We start from the raw sequence: 23,960 nt of genomic DNA, 5'->3' as shown, positions 1-23,960 counted from the left end.
GTGCGGACGGCCGGGGCGTGGGCCGTCCGCTCGGTATCGGGTGGCCGTTCGGTATCGGGTGGCCGCTGGGTATGGGGTGGCCGCCCGCTCAGGCGGATGCGGCCGGGCGCCCGTGGGCGCCGATCAGGCGGTGCAGGTGGTCGGCGGCGGCGACGGCGAACGCCGGGTCGTTCAGATGGGCGTCCAGCTCGCGCAGCTCGACGGCGCTGTCGCGCAGGGCGGTGCGCAGGGCCGCCAGCCCGGCCGCGTCGGCCTGCGGGTCGTGGAAGGGACCGCCCGGGGCGTCCACGGCGGAGACCCCGCCCAGCGGCCACAGGACCGCCGTCGGCCCCTGCGCCGCGGCCAGCTTCCGGCCCATGGACCCGCCGAGCTCCGCCATCTCCTCGGTGGTGGTGCGCATCAGTGTGACGGTGGGGTTGTGCACGAGGAGGCGCCGCTCGGCGAAGCGCTCGGGCACGGTCTCCCGGGCACCGAAGTTGACCATGTCCAGCGCGCCGGGCGCGACGACCTGCGGGAGACCGGCCCGGCCTGCCGCGGTGAGCCGGTCGGGGCCCGCGCTCAGCACGCCGCCGACCAGGTCGTCCGCGAGTTCGGTGGTGGTCAGGTCCAGTACGCCGGCCAGGAAGCCGCCCGCGGCGAGCTTCTCCAGCGCCCGGCCGCCCGCACCGGTGGCGTGGAAGACCAGGACCTCGTAGCCGAGTTCGTCCAGCCGCTGCCGCGCGGCGTCGACCGCGGGGGTGGTGACGCCGAACATGCTGGCGCCGATCAGCGGGCGCCCGTGGCCCTGCGGCTCGTCCGGGCTCCGCTCGTGGTGGAGGGCCATGCCCGCCGCCGCGGCCACCGCGTTGCCCAGGATCCGCGAGGACAAGGAGTTGATGCCCGCCACGTCGACGACGCTGTACATCATGGTGATGTCGCTGCTGCCCACGTACGGCGACACGTCCCCGCCCGCCATGGTGGACACCAGCACCTTCGGGACGCCCACGGGCAGGGACCGCATCGCCCGGGCGGCGATGGACGACCCGCCGCTGCCGGCCACCGCCAGCACCGCGTGCAGCCGCCCCTCCCGGTGCAGGTCGCCGACGACCAGCTCGACGCCCCGGGCCATGGCGGCCACCGCGGCGCCCCGGTCCCCGGCGGCGCGCAGCGCCTCCAGGTCGTACCCGGCACGGCGGGCGACGGTCGTGGCGTCGACATCGCCCGAGGGGGTGCCCGCGGGCGGGAGCAGCACTCCGGCGTCGACCAGCACCACGTCGCACCCCGACGCGCGCAGCCGCTCCGAGAGCCACGCGTACTCCGCCCCCTTGGTGTCCAGCGTCCCGACGAGCACCACGGTCGCCATGTTCTGCTCCTTTGCAACGGCGTTCCCCCGATCATGGGACGGGCACCGGAGGGCGGCAAAGACCACTTGACGGCAATTGGCCTGGGGCGGGCCATGATGGGGTCATGGACCGGATTCCTCCCACCCGCCTGTCGCGTCTGCTGACCGGATGGTCCAGGGGCGGCCCCGGTCCCCTGCCGCAGCTGCTGGCACAGGCACTGCGCGAACTGGCCCGGCGCGGGGACGTGGCGCCGGGCACCCTGCTCCCCTCGCAGCGCGCCCTCGCCTCGGCCCTGGGGATCAGCCGCAGCACCGTGACCGCCGCGTTCGGGATGCTGGAGGCCGAGGGCTGGCTGGAGAGCCGGCAGGGCAGCGGCTCCCGACTGCGGGGCTCCGGGGCGATGGGCGGACCCGCGACCGAGGGGCGGCTGGCCAGCTTCGGGACCCGGGACGGCGGCATCGACCTGTCCAGCGGCGCGCTGGACGGCCTGCCCGCCGTCGCGGAGGCGGTCGGCGACCTGTCGGTCCACGACCTCTCCGCGGCGCTGACCGGTGACGGATACCTGCCGTACGGGCTGCCCGAGCTGCGCGAGGGGATCGCCGACTACCACCGGGCCGCAGGCCTGCCGACCTCCCCGGAGCAGATCCTGGTGACCGCCGGGTCCCAGCAGGCCGTCTGGCTGATCACCCAGGGGCTGGTCGAACCGGGTGACACGGTGATCGTGGAGGACCCGACCTACCGGGGCGCCCTCGAAGCGCTACGGGCCCGCGGCGCCCGGCTGGTCCCGCTGCCCGCGGACACCGCCCCCGGCGACGCCGCCGCCCTGGCCCGGCTGGCCCGTCACGTCCGCCCGCGCCTGGTCTACCTGCAACCGGCCGTCCACAACCCCACCGGGCGCGGCATGACCGAGCACACCCGCCGCGCCTGGGCCGCCGTACTGGCCGAACAGGGCCTGTACACCGTCGAGGACAACGCCTACGCGGAACTGGCCCTGCACCACGACGCCGCACCGGTCTCCCTCGCCGGGCTGCTGCCGCCCGCAGCCACGGCCACCCTCGGCACCCTGTCCAAGCTCTTCTGGGGCGGCCTGCGGCTGGGCTGGATCCGCGCCTCCACCACCGTCATCCGCCGCCTGGCGGACATCAAGCGGTCCGTCGACCTGGCCTGCCCGGTGGTGGACCAGATGGTGGCCGTGCAGCTGCTCCGGCAACTGCCCGAGGCCCGTGCCCTGCGCCGCTCCCGGTTGCGCGAACGCCTGGCGGAGACCGAACGGCTGCTGCGCGACCGGGGGACCGGCTGGCGGTGGGAACGGCCGGCGGGAGGCTCCGCCCTCTGGGTGGAGATCCCCTGGGCGGACGCCGAGGCCACCGCCCAGCTGGCCCGCCGCGCGGGCGTGCTCATCGTCCCCGGCCCCGCGTTCTCCGCCGTGGACGGCTTCCGGCACCACCTGCGCCTCCCGTTCGCCGACCACGACGGCGGCCTGGAACGGGCCCTGCCGCTGCTGGCCGACTGCGCGGAACGCAGCCGCACCACGCACTGAGGGCCCGCCGGCCGCGAGGGCTCAGGGCCGGTGACGCAGCGGATGGTCCGCCGGTACCTCCACCACGACGATCCGGTGCCCGTCCGGGTCACGGATCCACATCTCCACCAGCCCCCACGGCTCGCGCACCGGCGGCCGCAGCACCTCGACACCGCGGGCCGACAGCTCCTCGTGGGCCGCCTGCACGTCCGCGACCTGCAGCCACAGTTCGAGACCGGGCACCGGGGGTTCGGCGGCGCGCCCGGAGACCTCCAGGAAGCCGCCGCCGAGGAAGTAGACCGTGCCCCGTTCGGGGCCCGTGCCGAACTCCCGGTAGACGGGCAGCCCGAGGGCCTCCCCGTAGAAGCCCCGGGACCGCTCGGGATCGACCGGACGCAGCAGAATCCGACTGCTCAGCACATGGACCATGCCCCGACCCTAGAACCGTCCGCACGCTCCCGCCCGTCCCGCGGTGGACACCGCCCGTCGGTCCGCGGCACGGGGGTTACCCTGCTCCGGCACGGCCACAGCAGAGAATTCGGAGAGCCATCGCCATGGACATAGCCCCTGCCCAGGACCTGGGACAACTGACCTTCCGCGACGCGGACGAGGCGGATGTGCCCGCGCTCGTGACGCTGATCGAATCGGCGTACCGCGGGGAATCCAGCCGGGCCGGATGGACCACCGAGGCGGACATCCTCCAGGGGCAGCGGACGGACCCGGACGGGGTCCGCCAGGTCGTCGAGGCCCCCGGCAGCCGACTGCTCGTGGTGGAGCGCGACGGCGTCCTCGTCGCCTGCTGCCAGCTCGAACACCGGGGCGAGGCCGCCTACTTCGGGATGTTCGCGGTCCGCCCCGAGCTGCAGGGGGAGGGGCTCGGCAAGGTGGTCATCGCCGAGGCCGAGCGCGTGGTCCGGGAGAGCTGGGGAGCGGCCGAGATGCACATGACCGTGATCTCGGTGCGCGACGAGCTGATCGCCTGGTACGAGCGGCGCGGATACCGCCGTACGGGAAAGCTCACCCCCTTCCCGTACGGCGACGAGCGCTTCGGCATTCCGCAGCGCGACGACCTCGCGTTCGAACTGCTGGTCAAGGACCTGGTCTGACCGGCCCCGTCCTCATGCGGTGAAGCGGCCGGCGCGGCGGATCTCCGGGTGGTCGGTGGTCGCGCCGTCCAGCCGCAGGGCGCGGGCCAGCCGCAGGTGGTCCTGGGTGTTCACCACCCAGCCGATGACCTTCAGCCCCTCGGCGTGCGCCCGCTCGACCACCTCCAGGGTGAGGCGGCGGATGTTCAGGGCCAGGGTCGCCGCCCCCACCGCCTTCGCCCGCTCCACCACGTCGCCGCCCCAGCGGCTCGCGATGAGCACGGTCCGCACGCCCGGCACCAGCCGGGCGATCTCGGCGACCGCCCCGTCGTGGAACGAGGACACCTCGACCCGGTCGACGAGCCCGCGCCGCAGCATCACGCCGGCCAGGACCCGGGCCGCGTCCGCGTCCTTGATCTCCGCCTGCAGGGGGGACCGCACGGCGTCGAGCACCTCCTCGAAGACCGGTACGCGCTCGCCCAGCCCGGCATCGAGCGCACGCAGCTCGGCCAGGGTCTTCAGGGCGATCGGCCCGGTGCCGTCGGTCGTGCGGTCGACCTCGGCGTCGTGCATGACGGCCAGCGCGCCGTCCTTGCTCAGATGGAGGTCCAGCTCGATGGCGTCCATCCCGGCCCGCTCCGCGCGGACGAACGAGCGGAGCGTGTTCTCCGGCTCGACGCCCATCACCCCGCGGTGACCGATGGTGAGAAAAGACAAGGCAACCCGCTTCCGTCGACGGCCTCCTGCGTGTGCGACTCCTACCCGCGGGACGCCGGGGCATCACGGTGCAGTGGGCGGGAACCCGGTACGGGCGGCCTGCCGGCCCGGTGCCGGGGGGAGGGGCCTGGCCGACGGAAGCCACCGCTGACGCGGTTTCACACAGGAAAAATCGCGGTGACCATGGGGGTGAGGCAGGATAATTTACTGAGGGACCACTTGTCCGGAGCAACCGCACATGTATACGGTTGCTTGACGCGAGGTTCTCCTGTGGAGGAAGTGTTATGACGGAAATTCTTGTGCAGGACGCCCCCACGGGTGACATGGCTACGGATCAGCGGGTGATCGACCACCCTGCCTGGCCGACGCTCAAGAGCGCCGTGGAGGAGATCCGCCCCTGGCAGTCGAAGGACGGTTCCATCGACTTCGAGGCCGAGGGCGCGCCCACCCCGGAGGCCGCCCGGGCAACCCTGGACCGGGTGATCTCCGCGGTCGAGGAGCTGTCCCCGCTGCTGCCGCACGACGCCGCCTACCACCGCGCCCTCGTGACGGACCTGCGCCGCTGGGCCACCGACGGTTTCGGCGTGCCGGACTTCCTCGACTCGCTGCTCGCCTTCCAGCCGGCCGCGGACCGCGCCGACGGCCTCCAGCACCTGGTCGTCTTCGCGATGTACACGCAGAACGGCAACCCGGACCGCAACCTCGAAGCGGTCGTGCTGCGGATGGTCTGGCCCGAGTGGCTGGCCGAGCTCGAGGCCACCCGCTACGACAACCCGCTGTTCTGCGGCATCACCTTCGAGGACTTCACCTCGGGTTACGACACCAACTCCGCCGTGCTCTTCCCGGAGACCATCGCCGTGCGCGAGGCCCCCGAGCGCTTCAGTTGGGGCGGCATCTTCTGCGACCGCGAGGCCGCCCGCTTCCGCCGGGTCACCGAGGCGTCGGTCGAGCTGCTCGGCGTCGAACTGCCCGAGGACATCCAGGAGATGGTCGGCGACCAGCAGCGCTGCGAGCAGGCCTTCGTGCTCTGGGACATGGTCCACGACCGGACGCACAGCCACGGCGACCTGCCGTTCGACCCCTTCATGATCAAGCAGCGCCAGCCGTTCTGGATGTACGGCCTCGAGGAGCTGCGCTGCGACCTCACCGCCTTCAAGGAGGCCGTGAAGCTGGAGGCCGACGGCTTCGCCCAGGGCCGCGACGTGCAGTACGCCGTGCTGTTCGACCGGATGTTCCGCTTCCCCGTCACCGGCGAGCGCGTCCGCAACTACGACGGCCTCGGCGGCCAGCTGCTCTTCGCGTACCTCCACAAGCACGACGTGATCCGCTGGACCGACAACAAGCTGCGGATCGACTGGGACCGCGCCCCGCAGGTCACCAACCAGCTCTGCGGCGAGATCGAGAAGCTCTACCGCGACGGCATCGACCGCCCCAAGCTCGTCCACTGGTTCGCCGCGTACGACCTGGTCTCCGCCTACCTCGCCCCGCACCCCGGCTCCCGCTGGGCCAAGGGCCCCGAGGCGCTGGACCTGTCGCAGCCGCCGCGTAAGCTCGTCGACGACGTGCTTCCCGACGAGTTTCCCCTGAGCATGTTCTATGAGGCGCTCGCCAAGAAGCTGAAGAACGTGATCGCCTCCACCAAGGGGATCACCGCTGCGGACGCCGAGAAGGCAGCCGCGTGAGCGCCGGATCCGAGGAGGCGGTGGCCATGAACGCAAACGGCAAGGGCAACGGGAGCGGTGCTCTCGAAGGTGCCGTGATCGCGGTCGCCGGGGCCGCGGGCCCGGCCGGCCGGGCCACCCTGCTGCGGCTCGCCGAGGCCGGTGCGACCGTCGTCGCCTCCGACGCGGACGCCACCCGCCTGGCCGAGGCGGTCGACGCGGCACGCTACGCCCACGGCGGCGCCACCGTCACCGGCGACACCGTCGACCTGCTCGACCTCGGGGCCACCCGGGAATGGGCGGACAAGACCGAGAAGGAATTCGGCCGGATCGACGGACTGGTCCACCTCGTCGGCGGCTGGCGCGGCAGCAAGACCTTCGCCGAGACCGACCTCGCCGACTGGAACCTGCTGGAGAAGCTGCTGATCCGCACGGTCCAGCACACCTCGCTGGCCTTCCAGGAGGGGCTGCAGCGCAGCGACCGGGGCCGCTACGTGCTGATCAGCGCGGCCGGGGCGAGCAAGCCCACCGCCGGGAACGCCGCCTACGCCGCGTCGAAGGCGGCCGCCGAGGCATGGACCCTCGCCCTCGCGGACGCGTTCCGCAAGGCGGGGGGCGAGGAGGGGCCCAGGACGGCGGCTGCGATCCTGGTCATCAAGGCACTGGTGCACGACGCCATGCGCGCCGAGCGCCCGAATGCGAAATTCGCGGGTTTCACCGACGTCAAGGACCTGGCCGATGCCATCGCCGGCGTCTGGGACCGGCCCGCCCCGGAAGTGAACGGAAAGCGCCTGTGGCTGACCCCACAACCGTAAGGACCGACGCGCGACGTCACCACGACCCGCAGGTACGCGGCTTCGCCAGTGACAACTACGCGGGCACGCACCAGGAGATCCTCGCGGCCATCGCCCTCGCCAACGGCGGTCACCAGATCGCCTACGGCGAGGACGTCTACACCGACCACCTCCAGCGCGTCATGCACAGCCACTTCGGCCCCACCGCCGAAGCCTTCCCGGTCTTCAACGGAACCGGCGCCAACGTCGTCGCCCTCCAGGCGATGACCGACCGCTGGGGCGCGGTGATCTGCGCCGAGTCCGCCCACATCCACGTGGACGAGGGCGGCGCCCCGGAACGGGTGGGCGGCCTCAAGCTGCTCACCGTGCCCACCCCGGACGGCAAGCTCACGCCCGAGCTCATCGACCGGCAGGCGTACGGCTGGGACGACGAGCACCGGGCCATGCCGCAGGTCGTGTCGATCGCCCAGAACACCGAACTGGGCACGGTCTACACCCCCGACGAGATCCGCGCCATCTGCGACCACGCCCACGGACACGGCATGAAGGTCCACCTGGACGGGGCCCGGATAGCCAACGCCGCGGCGTCCCTGGACGTGCCGATGCGCACGTTCACCAACACCGTCGGCGTCGATGTCCTGTCCTTCGGGGGCACGAAGAACGGGGCGATCTTCGGCGAGGCCGTGGTCGTCCTGAACCCGGACGCCGTCCGCGCGATGAAGCACCTGCGCAAGCTCTCGATGCAGCTCGCGTCGAAGATGCGCTTCGTCTCCGTGCAACTGGAGGCACTGCTCGCCGGGGACCTCTGGCTGCGCAACGCCCGGCACGCCAACGCCATGGCCCAGCGGCTCGCGGAGGGGGTGCGCGCGGTGGGCGGCGTCGAGATCCTCCACCCCGTCCAGGCCAACGCGGTCTTCGCCCGGCTGCCGCATGCGGTGAGCGAGCGGCTGCAGAAGCGCTTCCGCTTCTACTTCTGGGACGAGGCCGCCGGCGACGTGCGATGGATGTGCTCCTTCGACACCACGGAGGAGGACGTCGACGCGTTCCTCCTCGCGTTGAAGGAAGAACTGGCGAGGTAGCCCCCGCCGGACCGGCATGCGCAGGGCCGGGAAGTCACCGACTTCCCGGCCGTCCGCATGCCCGGGGACCGGACCCGTCCGAACGGGCTCCGGGGAGCGGCGGGCCGGTGCCCACTGCTCCCCGGAGTGACGTTTCGGCGTCGGAACCGGCCGCGTCAGCTCTTCTCGCGCAGCTCGGCGGGGGACGGCGCGGTGCCGCCGAGGTGCGCCGGCACCCACCAGGTGTCGCTCGCGTCCTTCGGGCGCACCGGATGGGCGCGCTGGGCCGCCTCCAGGAGCTCCTGGACCCGCTCGCGCAGCCGCCGGGTGATCGCGCCCGCGTACTGGTCGGCAGGCGCCTCCACGGGCTCGCCGACCCGGATCGTCACCGGGAAGTGGTTGCGCTTGAAGTTGCGCGGACGGCCCTTGGTCCACAGCCGCTGCGTCCCCCACAGCGCCATCGGGATCAGCGGCACGCCGGCCTCCTGGGCCAGCCGGGCGGCGCCCGACTTGAAGCCCTTCAGCGTGAACGACTCCGAGATCGTGGCCTCGGGGAACACCCCGACCACCTCGCCGGAACGCAGCGAGGTGAGCGCGTGGGCGTAGGCGTGCTCGCCCTGCTTGCGGTCGACGGGGATGTGCTTCATGCCGCGCATCAGCGGCCCGGAGACCTTGTGCCGGAAGACCGACTCCTTCGCCATGAAGCGGACGAGCCGCTTCTGCGGCAGCGCCGCGAGCCCGGTGAAGATGAAGTCCAGATAGCTGATGTGATTGCTCACCAGTACCGCGCCACCGGTCTTCGGGATGTGCTCGGAACCCTGAGTGTCGATCTTCAGGTCAAGCGCCTTGAAAAACGTGAGGGCGGCGCCGATGACCGGCCGATAGACGAGTTCTGCCATCTGGAGAAGACCCTTCTTCAGCGCCTGAGGAGGGTTCTCCCGGCGGAAGTTACGCAGCCGTAGGTTTTCGGCATGGCGCCGATCGTGCCCCATGTGGGACGCGGTGGCCAGTCTCAGAGGGCTCGGGGCGCGAGATTCTCGTCACGTGGAACCGGCGGGAATGTCCCGCCGGCCGGTGGCGCTGACCACCTGCGGGGAGTTCCGACAGGAGGTCGAAGGTGGACGGGCAGGAAATCGGGGGCACGCTCGACGCGGCCCGAATCGGCGCGGAACTGGGGGAGCGGGCCACGCTCGTGCAGTTCTCCAGCGCGTTCTGCCAGCCCTGCCGGGCGACCCGCCGCACCCTCGCCGAGGTGGCGCGCATGGTGGACGGCGTGGCCCACGTCGAGATCGACGCCGAGGCGCATCTCACTCTCGTGCGGGAGCTGGGGATCAGCCGGACACCGACCGTCCTGGTCCTCGACGCCGGCGGCAGGATCGTCCGCCGGGCCCCGGGACAGCCGCGCACCGTCGATGTGGTCGCCGCCCTGGGGCAGGCGTGGTGACGGACCGTGATGCATCTCCCACATCGCGGAACACCCTTGACTGCACCCACCACGCATCGCCAGTCTGACGCTGTGCCGCCTGAAATCCTTCTTTACGGCCGGGTCCACGTGGACCTCGCCCGCAACGCGAGTGCGCGCTGTCCGGGTGCCTGAGCAACCACGGCCCCGTACGCACTCCTCGCAGAAGGACATCTCCATGACGGCTTCCCCCGGGCTCGGCGCTCCCCGCGCGGCCTCCCCCGAACTTCTCCGCTCCGTCTTCCGGCAGCACGCCGCCGGAGTCGCGGTGATCACCGCGGCGGGCGACCGGCCGGTCGGCTTCACCGCCACTTCCCTCACCTCCGTCGCCGCCGAACCCCCGCTGATCTCCTTCGGCGTGGGCACCTCGTCCTCCAGCTGGCCCGTCGTGGCCGAGGCCGAGCACGTCGGCGTTCACATACTCGGCGAGCACCAGCAGGAGCTGGCCGCCACCTTCGCCCGCAGCGGCGCCGACCGGTTCGGCCCGTCCACCTTCTGGCGCAACGGGCCCGAGGGCGTGCCGGTGCTCGACGGCGTGTCGGCGTGGCTGGTCTGCCGCGTGGCGGCACGGATCCCGGCCGGCGACCACCACATCGTGATCGCCGAGGCCGTGGTCGGGGACCCGGCCGGAGGCGGGCGTCCGCTGCTCTACCACCAGGGCCGTTTCACCACCCTGCGGGACTGAGAACGGCCGGGCGGCCCAAGGGCTCCGGGCGTAGGCCAGATCACAGCTCCGAGCGCTTGCCCATCAGGGGGCCGCTGGGTGTACTGACTAGTAATATTTCGTTCGGAGCGCCGGTCACCCCGACCGGAAGCCGCCCCATCAGGCGCCTATGCTGCGTGCAACAAGGCAGCCCGGAAAAGACGATGCAGTAGGAGAGCCGGCGTGAGCTTGAGGATCGTTGTCTGTGTGAAGTACGTGCCCGATGCCACGGGTGAGCGGCGTTTTGCCGATGATCTGACGGTGGACCGTGAGGATGTGGACGGTCTGCTGTCGGAGCTCGACGAGTACGCGGTGGAGCAGGCGTTGCAGATCGCGGACGGGGTGGAGGGTGCGGAGGTCACCGTGGTGACGGTGGGTCCGGAGGATGCGCGGGACGCGTTGCGCAAGGCGTTGTCGATGGGTGCGGACAAGGCGGTGCATGTCGAGGACGAGGATCTGCACGGTACGGATGTGATGGGGACGTCGCTGGTGCTGGCGCGGGCGGTGGAGAAGGCCGGGTTCGACCTGGTGGTGTCGGGGATGGCGTCGACGGACGGGGCGATGGGGGTGGTGCCGGCGCTGCTGGCGGAGCGGCTGGGGGTGCCGCAGGTGACGCTGTTGTCGGAGGTGTCGGTCGGGGGCGGTGTGGTGTCGGGGCGGCGGGACGGGGATGTGGCCTCGGAGCGGTTGGAGGCGTCGTTGCCGGCGGTGGTGTCGGTGACCGACCAGTCGGGTGAGGCGCGGTATCCGTCGTTCAAGGGGATCATGGCGGCGAAGAAGAAGCCGGTGCAGTCGTGGGATCTGTCCGATCTGGGGATCGGGGCGGAGGAGGTCGGCCTTCAGGGTGCGTGCACCGTGGTGGAGTCGGTGGCGGAGCGTCCGGCGCGCACGGCGGGCACGGTCGTGAAGGACGAGGGCGAGGGCGGGCGGCAGCTGGCCGGGTTCCTGGCGGGTCAGAAGTTCATCTGACCGGGGTCGTCGGTGACCGCCGCCGCTGGTGGGGTGGTGGGCCGGTGTGGCCGGTGGCTGCTGGTGCGGTGGCCGGTGTGGGTGTTGTCGTTCCGTCTTTGATTCGCAGGAGGTTGGGGTTCCATGGTTGAGGTTCTGGTTTTTGTCGATCACGTGGACGGTGCCGTCCGCAAGCCCACGCTGGAGCTGCTGACGCTGGCGCGGCGTCTGGGTGATCCGGTGGCGGTGGCGGTGGGTGCGGGGGCCGCGGACACGGCTGCGGTGCTGGCCGGGCACGGTGCGGTGCGGGTGCTGGTGTCGCAGGCCGCGGAGTTCGGTGAGTATCTGGTGGTGCCGAAGGTGGAGGCGCTGCAGGCGGCGTGCGAGGTGGTTGCGCCGGTGGCGGTTTTGGTGGTGTCGTCGGCGGAGGGCAAGGAGGTCGCGGCGCGGCTGGCGCTGCGGCTGGGGTCGGGTGTGATCACCGACGCGGTGGACCTGGAGGCGGGTGCGGAGGGCCCGGTGGCGACGCAGTCGGTGTTCGCGGCGTCGTTCACGACGCGTTCGCGGGTGGTGCGGGGGACGCCGGTGATCACGGTGAAGCCGAACAGTGCGGCGGTGGAGGCGGCTGCGGCGGCGGGTGCGGTCGAGGAGCTGGCGGTGGAGTTCTCGGCGGCGGCGACGGGCACGCGGGTGACGGGGCGCACGGCGCGGGAGTCGACGGGGCGTCCGGAGCTGACCGAGGCGGCGATCGTGGTCTCGGGCGGGCGCGGGGTCAACGGGGCGGAGAACTTCGCGGTGATCGAGGCGCTGGCCGACTCGCTGGGGGCGGCGGTGGGTGCCTCGCGCGCCGCGGTGGACGCGGGCTGGTACCCGCACTCCGCGCAGGTCGGGCAGACCGGCAAGAGCGTGTCGCCGCAGCTGTACATCGCCTCGGGCATCTCCGGCGCGATCCAGCACCGGGCCGGGATGCAGACGTCCAAGACGATCGTCGCGGTCAACAAGGACGCCGAGGCCCCGATCTTCGACCTCGTCGACTACGGCGTCGTCGGCGACCTCTTCCAGGTCCTCCCCCAGCTCACCGAGGAAATCAACACCCGCAAGGGCTGACTTCCGGCGGAGAGTCCTGACGGCCCGGGGCCGCGCGGTGTTCCCACCGCGCGGCCCCGGGCCGTTTCCGGTCACCATTGACGCGGATACGGCCGCCTTATAACTTCACTATACGGATTGTTGATTCCGGTAAGCGGAAACAACGTGACTGTGGAGGGTGTGGAAATGGGTCAGCAGGAGAAGGTGGCGACGAGCCTCGCCGGTGCGGTCAGCGAGGAGATCAGCGCTTCCCTCACCGCGGTCGACGCCGAACTCGCCCGCCGCTACCCCGGAGACCCCGGCACGCGCCAGCCGGTCCACACGGTCTACGTCCCCGGCGACGTGTTCGCCGCGGGCACCCTCCGCTCCTGGGGCGACCAGGCGCTGGCGGCCCTCGACGAACACGCCCCCGACGCCGCCTCGTTCGCCGCCGTCCTCGGCATCCCGGACGAACTCGCCGGACCCGTCCACGACCGGGTGCGCGCCAAGCTGGAGCGCGAACCGGTCGAGGACCTGCGCATCGACTTCGAGGACGGCTACGGCCCCCGCCCCGACGCCGAGGAGGACGAGGCCGCCGCCCGCGCCGCCCGGCTGGTCTCGGAGGCGTACGCGAACGGCACGGCGGCCCCGTACACGGGCATCCGGATGAAGTGCATGGAGGCCGCCGTGCGCGACCGGGGCATCCGCACCACGGACATCTTCCTCACCGGCCTCATGCGGGCGGGCGGCCTCCCCGACGGGCTGGTCCTCACCCTGCCCAAGGTGACGTACCCGGAGCAGGTCACCGCCTTCGTACGGCTCCTGGAGGCGTTCGAGGAGGCCCACGGCCTGCCCGCCGGGCGGCTCGGCTTTGAGATCCAGATCGAGACCAGCCAGTCCATCCTCGCCGCCGACGGCACCGCCGCCGTCGCCCGCATGATCGACGCCGCCCGGGGCCGGGCCACCGGCCTGCACTACGGCACCTTCGACTACAGCGCCTGCGTCGGCGTCAGCGCCGCCTACCAGGCCAGTGACCACCCTGCCGCCGACCACGCCAAGGCCGTCATGCAGGTCGCCGCCGCGGGCACCGGCGTACGGGTCTCCGACGGCTCCACCAACGTCCTGCCGGTCGGCCCCACCGACCGGGTGCACGAGGCCTGGCGGCTCCACTACGGCCTCACCCGCCGGGCCCTGGCCCGCGCCTACTACCAGGGCTGGGACATGCACCCGGGCCACCTGCCGACCCGTTACGCGGCCGTGTACACCTTCTACCGCGAGGGTCTGGAACAGGCCGCGGCCCGTCTCGCCGCGTACGTGGCCAAGGCCGGCGGGGACGTCATGGACGAACCCGCCACGGCCAAGGCGCTCAGCGGCTACCTCCTGCGCGGCATCGACTGCGGCGCCCTGGACACCGCCGAGGTGGCCCGCCTGACCGGGCTGACCCGTGCGGACCTGGACGCGTTCGCGTCGCCGCGGCGGGCCGGGCTCACGGTGACCGCGCCCTGACGGCCGGCCGCCGGGGAGCCCTGCGGCTCAGACGGGCGGCAACTCGCCCGAACCGCGCGGGATGAGCGTGGTGGGCAGCTCCACCCGGGCCGGGGCGTGATCGGCGCCGTCCAGACGGCGGAAGAGGTGCTCGGCGGCGGTGCGCCCCACGGCGGCGGCGTCCTGGGAGATGACGGTGATGCCGAGCAGATCGGCGAGTTCGATGTCGTCGAAGCCGACCAGGGCGATGCGGCGCTCCTGCTCCGCGAGGACGCGCACCGCCGTCACCGTCACCCGGTTGTTGCCCGCGAAAATCGCGGTGACGGGCTCGGGGCCGGAGAGCATCCCCTCGACGGCGGCCCGGACCCGGCCGGGTTCGGTGGAACCGAGGGAGACCCAGGCGTCCTCGACCCGCGTCCCGGCGCCCGCCATCGCCGCGTGGTAGCCGCGCAACCGCTCGGTGGCCGTGTGGATGCGCGGCCGGTCGCCGATGAAGCCGATCCGCCGGTGGCCGTGCGCGATCAGATGCGCGACGCCCTCGCGGGCACCGCCGAAGCTGTCGGAGAGGACCGTGTCGGCGGCGACCCGGCCCGCCGGGCGGTCCACGAAGACGGTGGCGACGCCCGCCTTGATCTCCGGTTCCAGATAACGGTGGTCGTCACCGGCCGGGATCACGATCAGCCCGTCCACCCGGCGGGCGCACAGCGCGAGCACGAGCTCCTGCTCGCGCTCCGGGTCCTCGGCGCTCGACCCGTTGATGAGCAGGGCGCCGTGGGCCCGGGCCACCTCTTCGACCGCGCGGCTCAGCGGACCGTAGAACGGGTCGGCGAGGTCCTCCAGGACCAGGCCGATCGAGGCGGTGCGGCCCTTGCGCAGGACCCGCGCGCTGTCGTTGCGGCGGAAGCCGAGCGCCTCGATGGCCTCCTGGACCCGGCGCTCGGTGTCGGGAGTGACGCCCGGCTCGCTGTTCACCACGCGGGAGACCGTCTTGAGGCCCACTCCGGCGCGGGCGGCGACATCCTTCATGGTCGGCCGGTTGCCGTAACGGGGCTCGGGGTGACGGGCGGTCTCGGCCACGATGCGCTGTCCTGTCCTCGGGGGCGGGCGGTCCGGCGGGGTTCCGCGGGCGTCGCCACGGGGTCGGCCGGAGACTGTGCGGTCGAGCATAGGCCCTGGACAACGTTGTCAGATGCGGGGAGAGCGGGCAGACTGATCCCTGAACCCCGGGATCCCTCGTCCGGGCCGGACCGGACCGGCGCGCGTGCGCGAGGCCTCGCGAGCCCGGCATGATCCGGACGGGAAGTCCCAGGCCCCCGCCGCCTACTCACGGAGCCTCACCGATGCATACCGACCTCGTCGCCGCACTGGACATCGGCGGTACCAAGATCGCCGCCGCGCTGGTGGACGGCGACGGCGGGCTGCTCGTGCGGGCCCAGCGGCCGACCCCCGCCCGGGAGGACGCCGAGATGGTGATGGCGGCCGTGGAGGAGGTCCTCGCCGAGGTCTCCGCCGCCCCGTCGTGGGACCGGGCGAGGGCGGTCGGGATCGGCAGCGCGGGGCCGGTGGACGCGTCGGCCGGCACGGTCAGCCCCGTCAACGTCCCGGCCTGGCGCGACTTCCCGCTGGTGGAGCGGGTCGGTAAGGCGACCGGCGGACTGCCCGTCGAACTGGTCGGCGACGGGGTCGCGATGACGGCCGCCGAGCACTGGCTGGGCGCCGCCCGGGGGTACGACAACGCGCTCTGCATGGTGGTGTCCACGGGGGTCGGCGGCGGGCTGGTCCTCGGCGGCAGGCTCCACCCCGGCCCCACGGGCAACGCCGGACACATCGGCCACCTCAGCGTGGACCTGGACGGCGACCCGTGCCCGTGCGGTTCGCGCGGCTGCGTCGAGCGCATCGCCAGCGGCCCGAACATCGCCCGCCGGGCGAGGGAGGCCGGCTGGCGGCCCGGCCCGGACGGGGACGCCTCGGCCGCCGCGGTGGCCGCCGCGGCGCGCGCCGGGGACCCGGTCGCCCTCGCGTCGTTCGAGCGCGCCGCGCAGGCCCTGGCCGCCGGAATCGCGGCCACCGCCACGCTCGTCGAGATCGACATCGCGGTGATCGGCGGGGGAGTGGCCGGTGCGGGCGACATCCTCTTCGGCCCGCTGCGCCGCGCCCTGCGCCAGTACGCCACGCTCTCCTTCGTCCGGCAGCTCAGGGTGGCCCCGGCGGTGATGGGCACCGACGCCGGGCTGGTGGGCGCCGCCGCCGCCGCCGCGGCGGCGGCGCGGGCGAGATCGGGCGGCGCCGCGGACCCCGGGACTGACGGACGCCGGGGCCCGACGGGGGCGATGGACGCCGGGCCCGACGGGCACCGGCCGGCGACCCCGCCCCGGGCTGCCGCTACTCGCAGCCGATCCCGTCCCCGTCCCGGTCGAGATGGCGGCCGTAGCCGGGCCGGTCCACGCGGATGGGGTCGGCGCCGGCCGCGCGCACGGCGCTGCAATTGGCGTACGTGGTGTCCCCGCCGCCCCCGCCCGATCCGGACCCGCCGGGAGGTCCCGTCGTCCTCGGCCGCGGGCGGGACGGTCACCAGGACGATCCGGGTCTTCGTGACGGTCGGCGCCGGCTCCGGGCTCGCGGTCACCGCCTCGGTGACCGACGGCGCCGGTGCGGCCGGCCCCACGGCGGCTGCTGACTTCGATACATATGTCCCCCCTGGTACGGCTCATGGAGGGATGAACGTAACTGCCCCGCCGAACGCCCAGGAGCCGTATGTTCCGTTGGTGATTCAATTGTGATGGAAAAGTGGAAGGTTGGTGTCGGGGTGGGGGTCGCGGCATCCGTCGGCAGGTGCGCCGCCGCCCGGCGACGGGCCTGCCGCACCCGGTCGGGCGGGGACGTTTCCCGCCCTCGTCTCCGCTTCGACTCCCTTTGCGCGCCCCCGTACCGGCCGTGGGGCCGGCCGGAGTCGTGCCGCGGGCGCGCACGCCGGGCGGCCGTCGGTTCCGTTCGGGCAACAAGCATCGCCACGGCCTGGTTTTCGCGGCAGGGTGTTGCGGGCAAGCCACATGGGGCTACGGAAGAGGGGGAACCGTGATCATCTGGATCAACGGTGCGTTCGGCGCGGGCAAGACGAGCGCCGCGCGCGAACTGATCGATCTGATCCCGAACAGCACCTTTTACGACCCTGAACTGATCGGCGCGGGGCTGCGCCATCTGCTGCCCCAGAAGCGACTCGCCGAGGTGACGGACTTCCAGGACCTGCCGATCTGGCGGCGCCTGGTGGTGGACACCGCGGCGGCCCTGCTCGCCGAGGTGCCAGGGGTTCTGGTGGTGCCGATGACGCTGCTGCGCCAGGAGTACCGCGACGAGATCTTCGGCGGGCTCGCCTCCCGGCGCATCCCCGTGCGCCATGTCCTGCTCTCGCCCGAGGAAACGATCCTGCGCAAACGGATCGCCGACCGGGTGGAATTCCCCGACGACCCGGAGCGCAGCGAGCGGGTACGGCAGTGGGCCCACCAGCACATCGAGCCCTACCGGGCGGCGTTGCACTGGCTCACCCGGGACGCCCACGCCATCGACACCGGCGCGCTCACCCCGTCCGAGACGGCCGGGCGCATCGCCGAGGCGGTCAACAGCGGGGCGGCGGCCCCGTGCGAGATCGTGCAGACGCCCGAGCCGACCGGGGAGACCGTGGCGGCCGGCGTCCTGCTCTTCGACGAACACGACCGGGTGCTGCTCGTCGATCCGACGTACAAGCCCGGCTGGGAGTTCCCCGGCGGGGTGGTCGAGGCCGGGGAGGCGCCCGCCCAGGCCGGCATCCGCGAAGTGGCCGAGGAGATAGGCATCCACCTCGACCGGGTGCCGAAACTCCTCGTCGTCGACTGGGAGGCGCCCCGCCCGCCCGGCTACGGGGGGCTGCGGCTGCTCTTCGACGGCGGACTGCTGACCGGTGCGGACGCCGGACGGCTGCTGCTGCCCGGCTCCGAACTGCGTGGCTGGCGGTTCGTCACCGAGGAGGAAGCGGCCACCCTGCTGCCCCCGACCCGCTACGAGCGGCTGCGCTGGGCCCTGCGCGCCCGTGAGCGGTCAATCGTGCTCAACCTGGAGGCCGGAGTCCCGGTCGGCTGAGGCGAGCATCGCGGCGGCGGCGTCGGTGGTGAGCGGATCGCCGTGGCCGAAGCAGACCGTGGTCGGCTCCAGTGCCGCCAGCCGCCGGAAGGAGGCCACGGCCTGCTCCCGGTCGATGTTGAACACGCCCAGCATCACCCGGTCGACCCTGGCCACGCAGTCCCCGGTGAACAGCACGCCGTGCTGCGGCAGATGGATTCCGATGGAGCCCGGCGTGTGGCCCGGCGCGTGGACCACCCGGGCCCCCGGGCCGAAGCCGAGCTCGTCGCCGTCGGCCAGCTCGCGGTCCACCCGGGTCGGCGGGGCGGGCGGAACGGTCCGCGCGTGCTCCCACAGAGGGCGTTCCCAGTCGAGCAGGACCGGGTCGGCGATCTTCTCCTCGTCCCGGATCGCCGCCGCGTCCAGGCCGTGGGCGAGGATCTCGGCACCGTACCGGTCGGCGAGCTCCTGCGCGGCGCCGTAGTGGTCGCAGTGCCCGTGGGTGATCACGATCCGCGAGATGCGGGCCGGGTCCAGGCCCAGGCCGCGCACCCCGTCCTCGATCGCGGCCGCCGCGTCGATGTCGCCCGCGTCGATCAGGGTGAGGTCGGTGCCGTCGCGCCACAGGTACGCCTGGCCGATGCGGAAACGGAACATGTGCAGCTGGGGGAGTACTTCGACGATGTCCATGCTGCGAACGTACGCGGACGGCCCGCCCGGAGTCGCCGTTCTACGCTCTGGGCGAGCTTCGCTGAACGCGTAGCGGCGCCGCGCCCGCGCGACCGCCCCCGGGGCCCGCGGGAGGGACACGAACCGGGGTCAGCGCCAGGGGATGTTCCGCCACGGACTGCCCTCGTCCCCGGCCAGGAGATGGTGGGCGGTGACGTTCTGCTCGTAGTACGTGCCGTACTGCTCGTCGTCGAAGCGCAGCACCCGGCCCAGCGTGTATGCGGCGGAGAAGCTCTCCCACGAGGTGTAGGCCGACCTGCTCAGCGCTCCCGCGTGCACGATCGCCTGCTCGGCCTCGTGGGGGTGGCAGAACCGGGCGGACAGCCCCCAGCGGGCCAGGTTCACGGCCCGTCCGTAGTCGTAGGCGACCGTGGTGGTGACCGCCCCGTCCGGCGCCAGCAGTCCGTCGGCGCGGAACCGCGCCTCGTACCGGACGATGCGCCGCACCAGCTCCTCGACGCGCAGGACCGTGTCATGGCCGAGCCCGAGGTCCTGGGCATGTCCGGCGGCGGTCTCGCGCCACAGGTCGACGGGCGGCGGCCCACCGAGAGAGGCCCGCAACCGCTCCCGCACCCGGAGCGCGAAATCGGGCTCCGGCGGACTGTTCCGGCCGTCCAGCAGGTAGTTCAACTGCTCCTGCCAGCCGGTGCGTTCGGTGATGCCCCACGCTTCGCGGAGCAGTTCGAGCTCGTCGGAGTACCCGTGGTACACCGCACCGACCTCGTTCCACGGCACGCCGTTCCCGATCGCCAGATGCGCGCCGCAGGCCAGGCCGTGGGCGAGCGGCCCGTGCAGCGCGCCGTGCCGCAGCGCGATCAGCCGGCCCCCGGACGGCCGGTCATTCTCCGCGTAGCACCGCAGCCACATCGCACGATGCTGTGCGGTGGTGGGAAGAAGGACCTGCACCGGGCTGCCGGGGTTGACCACCAGCGACTCCCGCGGGTCGGACCAGCCGAACTCGGCGACCCACTTGAGGGAGACCCGGTGGAACACCCACTCGGGATGCCAGGGCGGCAGCATGCCGTGGGTGAGCACCTGGCGCCAGGAACGCCCCGCCCCGTCGCGGGCGGAGCGCCAGACCACCATGTCGGGGTCCGCGTCCACCTCCGCCTTCGGCGCCAGGATGTGGAGGCCTGCACCGGCCAGTACCCGCAACTGTGCCTCCACGTCGCCGCGCGCCCCGGCCTCGTGCAGCAGGTGCTCGATCGCGGTGGGGGCGGCCCAGGCGACCGGGTGCGCCGGGCCGCCCGGGAAGTGCGGATGCGGATGCGGGTTCATGACCACGGGATGTTCCGGTAGGGGCTCGTGGGGTCCTGGGTGAGGACGCGGTGCTGGGCGAGCGACTGCGCGTACTTCTCCTCCACCCCGTCCTCGCCGTCGAACACGATCATCCGGGTCAGGGCGTAGCCGAGAGAGAACTCCTCCCAGGAGCCGTACGTCCCTCGCGCCAGCTCACCGATCCGCACGACGGCCCGCTCGGCCTCCTGCGGGTCGCAGTAGCGCGCCCCCAGCCCCATCCGTACGACATTGACGGCGCGGCCGTGGTCGAAGGCGGACAGCGTGTCGATCCTGCCACCGGGGGCGAGGACGCCGTCGGCGCGGAACCGCTCTTCGTACCGTGTCACGCGCCGGAGCGCCTCGTCCGCCTCCGTCAGCTCGGTGGCCGACGCGCCGCGTCGGCCCAGCGCTCCGGTGGCGCCTTCGGACCACTCCTGGAGGGAGGGCGTCCGCCCCAGCCGACCGGCCAGCGCGCGCCGGATCCGGAGCACCGATTCATGGGTGCGGCCGACGAGGCGGGCGGCCATCAGCGCGTCGAGGGTCTGCCGGTGGCCGGCGCGGTTCTCGACCCCCCACGGGTTGCGCAGCCACGCGCGATCCGACTCGTAGTCCGCGTAGGCGGCGCCGAGCCGGTTCCAGACGAGGCCGTTGTGCACGGCGAGATGGGCGCCGACGGCCAGGCCGTACGCGACCGGGCCGTGCAGCGGGCCACCGCCGTCCGTGAGCAGCCTGCCCGTCGGCGGACCGGCGGACCGCTCGTCGGCGGACAGCCACACCCTGCGGTTCTTCGGGCGGGCGTCGAGGGTGAACGCGCCCGGCGTCGCGAGGTTCACGCCGAGCCGCCACCTGTTGTCCGGCCAGCGAGCGGCGAGTTCCGTCAGCGTCGTCCGGCGGAACACCCACTCCGGATGCCAGGGCGGCAGCATGCCGGACGTCAGCACCGGGACGCACATCCGGCCGGTCACGGGGTCGTGCTGCGAGGGGAACGGGGCGATGTACCCCGGGGCGTCGGCGTGCAGCCGGGCGACCATCACATGGAGCCGACAGCGGGAGAGGGCGTCGAGCACCACCCCCGGATCCCCGCTCGCCCCGGACTCCCGCAGCAGCCGTTCGGTCTCCGTCGGTGGCATCCAGCCGGTTTCCGTCCCCCTGGTCACGGACCGATCCTACGGAACCGGGCCCGGACCGACCCGTGGCGGGTCGGTCCGGGCCGGGCTCGCCGGAACCCGGCGTGAGCGCTGACGGCGGATCAGGACTTCTTGGAGTCCGCGTAGTTGAGCAGGAACAGGGCCTCGGCGAGGGACAGCTGCTCCAGCTCCTGGGGGGACACGCTCTCGTTCACCGCGTGGATCTGCGCCTCCGGCTCGCTCAGGCCGATCAGCAGGATCTCCGCCTCCGGGTAGAGGGCGGCGAGGGTGTTGCAGAGCGGGATCGAGCCGCCCATGCCGGACGTCTGCATCTTCTCGCCCGGGTATGCGACCTCCATCGCCTGCGCCATGGACGTGTACGCGGGGCTGGAGGTGTCCGCGCGGAACGGCTGGCCCTGGCCGACCTGTTCCACCGTGATCCTGGCCCCCCACGGGGTGTGGGCCTTGAGGTGCGCGGTCAGCAGCTCGGTCGCCTCGGCGGCGTCCTGGCCCGGCGGCACCCGCAGGCTGATCTGCGCGCGGGCGCTCGCCTGCACCGAGGGCGTCGCACCCAGGACCGGCGGGCAGTCGATGCCGATGACGGTGACGGCGGGCCGGGCCCAGATGCGGTCGGCGACCGTGCCCGTGCCGATCAGCCCGACGCCGTCGAGGACCTTGGCGTCCTGGCGGAAGTCGGCCTCGGGGTACTGCAGCCCCTCCCACTCGGTGTCCGTGGCCAGCCCGTCCACGGTCGTGGTGCCGTCCTCGGCGCGCAGCGAGGCCAGCAGCTGGATCATCGCGGCCAGGGCGTCCGGGGCGGCACCGCCGAACTGTCCGGAGTGCAGGTTTCCTTCGAGGGTGTCGAGCGTGACCCGCAGCATCGTCATGCCGCGCAGCGTCGCGGTGACCGTCGGCAGGCCGACCCGGAAGTTGCCGGTGTCGCCGATGACGATGGTGTCGGCGGCCAGCAGCTCGGGGTGCGCCTCCGCGTACCGCTCCAGGCCGCCGGTGCCCTGCTCCTCGGAGCCCTCGGCGATCACCTTGACGGAGACCGGGACGCCGCCGTTCGCCTTGAGGGCGCGCAGGGCGAGCAGGTGCATGATGAAGCCGCCCTTGCAGTCGGCCGAGCCCCGGCCGTACCAGCGGCCGTCGCGCTCCGTCAGCTCGAACGGCGGGGAGAGCCAGGCGGACTCGTCGAGCGGCGGCTGCACGTCGTAGTGCGCGTAGAGCAGTACGGTCGGGGCGCCGGCCGGGCCGGGCAGGAAGCCGTAGACCGACCGCGTGCCGTCGGGGGTGTCGAGAAGGGCGACGTCCTGGAAGTCCTCGGCGCGCAGAGCGTCGGCGACCCAGTCGGCGGCCGCCTCGCACTCGCTCTTCGGGAACTGCGCGGGATCCGCCACCGACTGGAAGGCCACCAGCTCCGTCAGCTCCGCCTTGGCGCGGGGCATCAGCGAGGCGATGGTCTCGGAAATCGGACGGGCGGTCATGGGCACGCTCCTCGTGGGTGCGACGTTATAGGTACGAATCCGGCTACATGCACACCCGGGTGTGCGGCGGCGCATGCAGGACGGACATGCGGTCGATCCTCCCACAGCGGGGTCCGGGACCGGCGCGCCGTAGGATGCCGTGAGCAGCATGGGCCACTGGTGGGATCGGGAGCAGAAGCACATCGTGAGCAGCGAGAACGCAGACGCCGTACATGAGCACGAAGAACCGGCCGTGTGGGACGTGGTCGTAGTCGGCGGCGGACCGGCCGGAGCCTCCGCTGCATACGCGGCGGCGGTGGCCGGCCGGCGGGTGCTGCTCCTGGAGAAGGCGGAACTTCCCCGCTACAAGACCTGCGGCGGCGGCATCATCGGCTTTTCGCGCGATTCGCTGCCGCCGGGGTTCGAACTGCCGCTGCGGGACCGGATCCACGCGGTCACGTTCTCGCTCAACGGCAGGCTGGCGCGGACCCGGCGCTCCAAGCGGATGCTCTTCGGGCTCATCAACCGTCCCGAGTTCGACGCGGGCCTGGTCGAGGAGGCGCAGAAGGCGGGCGCCGAACTCCGCACCGGTGCGACGGTGACGAGGGTCGAGCAGCACGGCGCCTCGGTGCCGGACCGGCGCACGGTCGCCGTGGTGCTGTCCGGCGGCGAGACGATCCTGGCCCGCGCGGTCGTCGGCGCCGACGGCAGCGCGGGGCGGATAGGAGCCCATGTCGGGGTGAAGCTCGACCAGGTGGACCTCGGCCTGGAGGCGGAGATCCCGGTTCCGCCCACGGTCGCGGAGGACTGGGCGGGACGGGTGCTGATCGACTGGGGCCCCATGCCCGGCAGTTACGGCTGGGTGTTCCCCAAGGGCGACGTCCTGACCGTCGGCGTGATCTCGGCCCGGGGCGACGGCGCGGGGACCAAGCGGTACCTGGAGGACTTCATCGCCCGGCTCGGTCTGGCCGGCTTCGAGCCGAAGATCTCCTCCGGGCACCTGACACGCTGCCGCAGCGAGGACTCCCCGCTGTCGCGCGGGCGGGTGCTGGTGTGCGGCGACGCGGCGGGGCTGCTGGAGCCGTGGACCCGCGAGGGGATTTCCTTCGCTCTGCGGTCGGGTCGGCTCGCCGGCGAGTGGGCGGTCCGGATCGCGGAGGCGCACGACGCGGTGGACGCCAGGCGCCAGGCGCTGAACTACGCCTTCGCCATCAAGGCCGGCCTGGGCGTCGAGATGGGCGTCGGCCGACGCATGCTGAAGCTCTTCGAGCGCCGCCCGGGAGTGCTGCACGCGGTGCTGACGGGATTCCGCCCGGCCTGGAACGCGTTCGCCGGAATCACCCGGGGGACGACCTCGCTCGGTGAGCTGGTCCGTACGCATCCACTGGCGCAGCGGGCCCTGTCCGCGATGGACCGCTAGGGCGTTCCCGGCCGGGCGGGACTCTCGAA

Annotated in this window: 21 protein-coding genes and 1 pseudogene; 13 read left to right on the top strand and 9 right to left on the bottom strand. The window is 72.8% G+C overall.

All coding sequences use genetic code 11. The features are described 5' to 3' along the window. Positions 1-88 precede the first annotated feature (88 nt). A complete protein-coding gene (locus OCT49_RS02875) occupies positions 89-1,342 on the bottom strand; it encodes a Tm-1-like ATP-binding domain-containing protein (protein ID WP_283850319.1) in 1,254 nt (417 codons plus the stop codon). Between the two features lie 104 nt (positions 1,343-1,446). Here OCT49_RS02875 and OCT49_RS02870 point away from each other — a divergent pair, with 104 nt between their 5' ends. Beyond that, positions 1,447-2,862: an aminotransferase-like domain-containing protein gene (locus OCT49_RS02870; RefSeq protein WP_283850318.1), complete on the top strand. Its 1,416-nt coding sequence runs from the start codon at positions 1,447-1,449 to the stop codon at positions 2,860-2,862. 21 nt (positions 2,863-2,883) lie between these two features. On the opposite strand, the gene OCT49_RS02865 is transcribed toward OCT49_RS02870, so the two are convergent. After that, positions 2,884-3,270 carry a VOC family protein gene (locus OCT49_RS02865; RefSeq protein WP_283850317.1) on the bottom strand — a complete coding sequence of 129 codons (387 nt, stop codon included), beginning with the start codon at positions 3,268-3,270 and terminating at the stop codon, positions 2,884-2,886. Positions 3,271-3,395: 125 nt separating this feature from the next. Between OCT49_RS02865 and OCT49_RS02860 the strand changes: the two genes are divergently transcribed. Next, on the top strand, positions 3,396-3,947 hold the full coding sequence (locus OCT49_RS02860; protein ID WP_283850316.1) for a GNAT family N-acetyltransferase: 552 nt from the start codon (positions 3,396-3,398) through the stop codon (positions 3,945-3,947). A 12-nt stretch (positions 3,948-3,959) separates the two neighbouring features. Here OCT49_RS02860 and OCT49_RS02855 read toward each other — a convergent pair whose 3' ends face one another. Continuing rightward, positions 3,960-4,643, bottom strand: coding sequence for a glycerophosphodiester phosphodiesterase (locus tag OCT49_RS02855; protein ID WP_283850315.1), 684 nt, complete (start codon positions 4,641-4,643; stop codon positions 3,960-3,962). Between the two features lie 284 nt (positions 4,644-4,927). Between OCT49_RS02855 and OCT49_RS02850 the strand changes: the two genes are divergently transcribed. From OCT49_RS02850 to OCT49_RS02840, 3 genes are read left to right on the top strand one after another with little or no spacing between them, the layout of a single operon-like run. After that, positions 4,928-6,325: a DUF6421 family protein gene (locus tag OCT49_RS02850; protein WP_283850314.1), complete on the top strand. Its 1,398-nt coding sequence runs from the start codon at positions 4,928-4,930 to the stop codon at positions 6,323-6,325. 26 nt (positions 6,326-6,351) lie between these two features. Then, positions 6,352-7,119 carry an SDR family NAD(P)-dependent oxidoreductase gene (locus OCT49_RS02845; RefSeq protein ID WP_283855647.1) on the top strand — a complete coding sequence of 256 codons (768 nt, stop codon included), beginning with the start codon at positions 6,352-6,354 and terminating at the stop codon, positions 7,117-7,119. Beyond that, positions 7,098-8,177, top strand: a complete 1,080-nt coding sequence (locus OCT49_RS02840; protein WP_283850313.1) for a threonine aldolase family protein — start codon at positions 7,098-7,100, stop codon at positions 8,175-8,177. The genes OCT49_RS02845 and OCT49_RS02840 overlap by 22 nt, the downstream gene beginning before the upstream one ends. Positions 8,178-8,332: 155 nt before the next feature. Here OCT49_RS02840 and OCT49_RS02835 read toward each other — a convergent pair whose 3' ends face one another. Next, positions 8,333-9,055: a lysophospholipid acyltransferase family protein gene (locus OCT49_RS02835; protein WP_283850312.1), complete on the bottom strand. Its 723-nt coding sequence runs from the start codon at positions 9,053-9,055 to the stop codon at positions 8,333-8,335. 218 nt (positions 9,056-9,273) lie between these two features. Between OCT49_RS02835 and OCT49_RS02830 the strand changes: the two genes are divergently transcribed. From OCT49_RS02830 to OCT49_RS02810, 5 genes are all read left to right on the top strand, one after another. Then, positions 9,274-9,600 (top strand): TlpA family protein disulfide reductase, encoded by a 327-nt coding sequence (locus OCT49_RS02830; RefSeq protein ID WP_283850311.1) that lies wholly within the window; start codon positions 9,274-9,276, stop codon positions 9,598-9,600. Positions 9,601-9,796: 196 nt separating this feature from the next. Beyond that, entirely contained in the window at positions 9,797-10,303 is a 507-nt protein-coding gene (locus OCT49_RS02825) for a flavin reductase family protein (RefSeq protein ID WP_283850310.1), read from the top strand. Between the two features lie 201 nt (positions 10,304-10,504). Further along, on the top strand, positions 10,505-11,290 hold the full coding sequence (locus tag OCT49_RS02820; protein WP_283850309.1) for an electron transfer flavoprotein subunit beta/FixA family protein: 786 nt from the start codon (positions 10,505-10,507) through the stop codon (positions 11,288-11,290). Positions 11,291-11,413: 123 nt separating this feature from the next. Further along, positions 11,414-12,376, top strand: a complete 963-nt coding sequence (locus OCT49_RS02815) for an electron transfer flavoprotein subunit alpha/FixB family protein (protein WP_283850308.1) — start codon at positions 11,414-11,416, stop codon at positions 12,374-12,376. Between the two features lie 165 nt (positions 12,377-12,541). After that, entirely contained in the window at positions 12,542-13,840 is a 1,299-nt protein-coding gene (locus OCT49_RS02810; protein ID WP_283850307.1) for a DUF6986 family protein, read from the top strand. A gap of 27 nt (positions 13,841-13,867) precedes the next feature. Here the strand turns inward: OCT49_RS02810 and OCT49_RS02805 are convergent, their stop codons facing one another. Further along, positions 13,868-14,896 carry a LacI family DNA-binding transcriptional regulator gene (locus OCT49_RS02805; protein WP_283850306.1) on the bottom strand — a complete coding sequence of 343 codons (1,029 nt, stop codon included), beginning with the start codon at positions 14,894-14,896 and terminating at the stop codon, positions 13,868-13,870. Positions 14,897-15,159: 263 nt separating this feature from the next. Here OCT49_RS02805 and OCT49_RS02800 point away from each other — a divergent pair. Next, positions 15,160-16,080: pseudogene (locus OCT49_RS02800) on the top strand (ROK family protein); the annotation flags it as partial. 814 nt (positions 16,081-16,894) lie between these two features. Continuing rightward, positions 16,895-17,932 carry an NUDIX hydrolase gene (locus tag OCT49_RS02790; RefSeq protein ID WP_283850305.1) on the top strand — a complete coding sequence of 346 codons (1,038 nt, stop codon included), beginning with the start codon at positions 16,895-16,897 and terminating at the stop codon, positions 17,930-17,932. On the opposite strand, the gene OCT49_RS02785 is transcribed toward OCT49_RS02790, so the two are convergent. From OCT49_RS02785 to OCT49_RS02770, 4 genes are all read right to left on the bottom strand, one after another. Then, the gene (locus tag OCT49_RS02785) at positions 17,891-18,601 is read right to left on the bottom strand and encodes an MBL fold metallo-hydrolase (protein ID WP_283850304.1); all 711 of its coding nucleotides are present in this window, start codon (positions 18,599-18,601) and stop codon (positions 17,891-17,893) included. The two genes, OCT49_RS02790 and OCT49_RS02785, sit on opposite strands and share 42 nt — an antisense overlap. 129 nt (positions 18,602-18,730) lie before the next feature. Beyond that, on the bottom strand, positions 18,731-19,918 hold the full coding sequence (locus OCT49_RS02780) for a DUF1266 domain-containing protein (protein ID WP_283850303.1): 1,188 nt from the start codon (positions 19,916-19,918) through the stop codon (positions 18,731-18,733). Then, positions 19,915-21,048 (bottom strand): DUF1266 domain-containing protein, encoded by a 1,134-nt coding sequence (locus OCT49_RS02775; RefSeq protein WP_283855645.1) that lies wholly within the window; start codon positions 21,046-21,048, stop codon positions 19,915-19,917. The genes OCT49_RS02780 and OCT49_RS02775 overlap by 4 nt, the downstream gene beginning before the upstream one ends. Before the next feature lie 119 nt (positions 21,049-21,167). Then, on the bottom strand, positions 21,168-22,532 hold the full coding sequence (locus tag OCT49_RS02770) for a dipeptidase (protein WP_283850302.1): 1,365 nt from the start codon (positions 22,530-22,532) through the stop codon (positions 21,168-21,170). A 184-nt stretch (positions 22,533-22,716) separates the two neighbouring features. Here OCT49_RS02770 and OCT49_RS02765 point away from each other — a divergent pair, with 184 nt between their 5' ends. Further along, positions 22,717-23,931 (top strand): geranylgeranyl reductase family protein, encoded by a 1,215-nt coding sequence (locus OCT49_RS02765; protein WP_283850301.1) that lies wholly within the window; start codon positions 22,717-22,719, stop codon positions 23,929-23,931. Positions 23,932-23,960 lie beyond the last annotated feature (29 nt).

Origin of the sequence: Streptomyces sp. ML-6, from assembly GCF_030116705.1 — a bacterium.
Taxonomy (GTDB): domain Bacteria; phylum Actinomycetota; class Actinomycetes; order Streptomycetales; family Streptomycetaceae; genus Streptomyces.
Note: the sequence above shows the minus strand (reverse complement) of the source record. Positions and strands in the feature narration are given on the sequence as shown.